Consider the following 3,006-nt stretch of genomic DNA (forward strand, 5'->3'; position numbering starts at 1 on the left):
TCCCTGAGTCGCGAGGAGTTTCTCGAGTTCGTCTTCGAAGGGCTCGAGCTTCCCCATCTCGAGCGCAAGTCGCTCAAGTCCCTCGAGGAGATCAAGATGGTGCGCGCCGGGCTCTCCCGGGACGGCGTGCCGTCGCGCATGAGCGTGACCCGCTCGATGCGCGAGGCCTACGCCCGGCGCATCGCCATGCGCGCACCGATCAAGCGCGCGCTCAAGGAGGCTCAGGAGGCGCTGGCCGAGGAGCTCGACAAGGACCCCATCCTCAAGAACCCGGCCCGCATCGCGGCGCTCGAAGCCGAGATCGAGCGGCTCGAAAAGCGCATCGAGGCGGTGCCGTTCATCGACACTTTCGATCTTCGCTACCACCAGCTCGCGCCGGAGCCTCAGCCGTCGAGCCAGGCGGTGATGTTCTGCGTCATGGACGTCTCGGGCTCGATGACCCAGAACCACAAGGACATCGCCAAGCGCTTCTTCCTGCTGCTCTATCTGTTTCTGGAGAAGCACTACGAGAAGGTGGAGCTGGTGTTCGTGCGCCACCACACCGCCGCCCGGGAGGTGGGCGAGGAGGAGTTCTTCTATTCGCGTGAAACCGGCGGCACCATCGTCTCGAGTGCTTTGACACTGCTCAACGGCATCATCGACAAGCGCTACCCGCCGGCCCAGTGGAACCTCTACGTGGCCCAGGCCTCGGACGGCGACAACTGGGACGACGACTCCTCTATCTGCCGGGATCTATTGATCAAGGAGCTGATGCCCAAGCTTCAATACTACGCCTACGTCGAGATCACCCCGCACGAGCATCAGTCGCTGTGGCACGAGTACGAAAACGTGGCGAAGCGCTTTGCCGAGCGTTTCGCCATGCGCCAGCTCGTCGAGGCCGGCGATATCTACCCGGTCTTTCGCGAACTGTTCAAGCGCCGTTTGAGCACCCCATGACCTGGCCGTTTCGCCAGCAGGAGTTAGCGATGCGAGTCTCCCGCACTGCCCAGCCGATCGCCACCGGCTCGGACTGGAACTTCGATATCCTCGAGCGCTTCGACGAGGTGCTGGCCGCCCTTGCCGACGAGTACCAGCTCGATACCTACCCCAACCAGATCGAGGTGATCACCACCGAGCAGATGATGGACGCCTACTCGAGCGTCGGCATGCCGGTGGGCTACCACCACTGGTCCTTTGGCAAGCAGTTTCTCGCCGTGCAGCAGGCCTACAAGCGCGGCCAGATGGGGCTGGCCTACGAGCTCGTGATCAACTCCGACCCCTGCATCGCCTATCTCATGGAGGAGAATACGCTGATGATGCAGGTGCTGGTGATGGCGCACGCCTGTTACGGCCACAACTCGTTCTTCAAGGGCAACTACCTGTTTCGTACCTGGACCGAGGCGGACTCCATCGTCGACTACCTGGTGTTTGCCCGCACCTATATCGCCAAGTGCGAGGAGCGCCACGGCAGCCACGCCGTCGAGCAATTGCTCGATGCCTGCCACGCGCTGCAGAATTACGGGGTCGACCGCTACAAGCGGCCGTCGAAGATCTCCGCCGCCGCCGAGGCCAAGCGCCAGGAGGAGCGCGAGGCCTACCTGCAGACCCAGGTCAACATGCTGTGGCGCACCATCCCGAAACCGCTGGAGAAAAGCGAGCGCCTGCCGGGCCAGCTGCACGACGAGGACGACCCGCTGGGGCTTCACGAGGGAGGTCGCTATCCGGCCGAGCCCCAGGAGAACCTGCTCTACTTCATCGAGAAGAACGCGCCGTTGCTGGCGCCCTGGCAGCGCGAGATCGTGCGTATCGTGCGCAAGCTCGCCCAGTACTTCTACCCGCAGCGCCAGACCCAGGTGATGAACGAGGGCTGGGCCTGCTTCTGGCACTACACGCTGATGAACCGGCTTTTCGATGATGGTCACATCGACGAGGGCATCATGCTGGAGTTTCTCCAGTCCCACGCTGCGGTCATCCACCAGCCGGACTTCGATAGTCCCTACTACAGCGGCATCAACCCCTACGCGCTGGGCTTCGCGATCTTTCGCGACATCCAGCGCATCTGCGAGTACCCCACCGACGAGGACCGGACCTGGTTTCCCGACATCGCCGGCACGCCGTGGCGCGCAACGCTCGAGTTCGCCATGCGCAACTTCAAGGACGAATCGTTCATCCAGCAGTTTTTGTCACCCAAGGTGATGCGTGACCTGAAGCTGTTCGTGATGATCGACGACGACCAGAGCGAGACGCTCGCTATCGGCGCCATCCACGACGAGCAGGGCTATCGCCGCCTGCGCAACGCACTGTGTGCCCAGTACGCGCTGTCGCTGCGCGAGCCCAACATCCAGGTGTTCGAGGCGGCGATTCGTGGCGACCGCTCCTTGACCCTGCATCACGTTCAGGAGAGTCGTCGGCCGCTCGAGCGAAGCGTCTATCCGGTCATGCGCCACTTGCAGCAGCTGTGGGGCTTTCCCGTTCACCTGCTCTCGCTGGAGGAGGGGCGCGTCACGCACCGCTACCGCTGGCCGGTCGAGGAGACCAAAGTGGAAGGCACGCACTGAGCGTCTATACGAAGACCCCGCCGGAGGGCGGGGTAAGGCATCAACCTTGCGAGGTCCAGGACTGGCACCACCCTTCCGGGGCGACGCTGTTCTCGGGAAAGAGCTGGCAGCCTTCGTTGGCGGCGGTGAAGAACATGCAGTTGGAGCAGAGCTCGCCTTCCGAGAAGGCGGGATGATCCGAGGCGTCCGGGGCGCGCTCGACATAGTTGAGCGCTTGCGCTGCAGGGGCGCCGGGGTCGAGGCGAGGCAGCGACTGGGCGTAGGCGGTCCGGGAAAGGATGCCCGCCCCCAGCGGCAGGGCGGCCAGGCCCAGCATGCTGTCACGCATGAACTTACGTCGGCTCTGATCGGCCATGGTGTCTCCTTGGTATCACGGTCTGACAGCGCCTCTTGGCGGGCGGTGTCTCTGGACGAGTGTAGCGCGTCGCCGCACGCTCTACTTTAACCCAAGCTCTCCTCCACACAAGAC

3 protein-coding genes are annotated in these 3,006 nt (G+C 63.5%); 2 read left to right on the forward strand and 1 reads right to left on the reverse strand.

Features of this window, described 5'->3' with window-relative positions:
* Together BIS11_RS13970 and BIS11_RS13975 are read left to right on the forward strand one after the other, a co-directional pair.
* On the forward strand, positions 1-936 hold a 936-nt coding region (locus BIS11_RS13970; RefSeq protein ID WP_253586344.1), incomplete at its 5' end, for a YeaH/YhbH family protein.
* 29 nt (positions 937-965) lie between these two features.
* On the forward strand, positions 966-2,537 hold the full coding sequence (locus tag BIS11_RS13975; RefSeq protein ID WP_253421522.1) for a SpoVR family protein: 1,572 nt from the start codon (positions 966-968) through the stop codon (positions 2,535-2,537).
* A gap of 40 nt (positions 2,538-2,577) precedes the next feature.
* On the opposite strand, the gene BIS11_RS13980 is transcribed toward BIS11_RS13975, so the two are convergent.
* Entirely contained in the window at positions 2,578-2,892 is a 315-nt protein-coding gene (locus BIS11_RS13980; protein ID WP_253421519.1) for a high-potential iron-sulfur protein, read from the reverse strand.
* Positions 2,893-3,006 lie beyond the last annotated feature (114 nt).

The sequence above is a fragment of the Halomonas sp. 707D4 genome, assembly GCF_024158685.1.
In the GTDB taxonomy this organism is placed as follows: Bacteria; Pseudomonadota; Gammaproteobacteria; order Pseudomonadales; family Halomonadaceae; genus Vreelandella.

Coding starts and splice junctions, on each gene's coding strand:
- BIS11_RS13975 (WP_253421522.1), top strand. CDS start 966: ATGCGAGTCTCCCGCACTGCCCAGCCGATCGCCACCGGCTCGGACTGG.
- BIS11_RS13980 (WP_253421519.1), bottom strand. CDS start 2,892: ATGGCCGATCAGAGCCGACGTAAGTTCATGCGTGACAGCATGCTGGGC.